Here is a 341-nt window from a genome sequence, read left to right on the forward strand (position 1 = left end):
GGCGAAGCTACGCCTCGTTCGTGACGTTCGACGATCCTGACGGCGACGGCTGGGTGTTGCAGGAAATCACGTCGCGTTTCCCGGGCCGCATCGACCCCGGCGTGACCAGCTTCAGCTCGGTCGCCGACTCGGCCGAGGCTCTGCGACGCGCGGCCGCCGCTCACCGCGAGCACGAGAAGCTCACCGGCGCGGCCGACCCCGCCTGGGCCGATTGGTACGCGGCCCATATGGCTGCCGCCCAGGCCGGCGGTTGAGACGTGCCCGGTCCCCCGAAGGTCGTGAGCTGGCTCATGGCCGGTCTGGTCGTGCTGGCGCTCGCCCCTCCTGGATGGGCGCAAGCT

General features: G+C 71.3%; 1 protein-coding gene. It reads left to right on the plus strand.

Translation table 11 applies throughout. From position 1 onward, the window contains the following. Positions 1 to 254, plus strand: a 254-nt coding sequence (locus tag EIK80_RS26210) for a hypothetical protein (protein WP_199743627.1), incomplete at its 5' end; no start/stop codon positions are given. Positions 255 to 341: the final 87 nt, after the last annotated feature.

Origin of the sequence: Caulobacter sp. 602-1 (assembly GCF_003931565.1) — a bacterium.
Classification (GTDB): domain Bacteria; phylum Pseudomonadota; class Alphaproteobacteria; order Caulobacterales; family Caulobacteraceae; genus Caulobacter.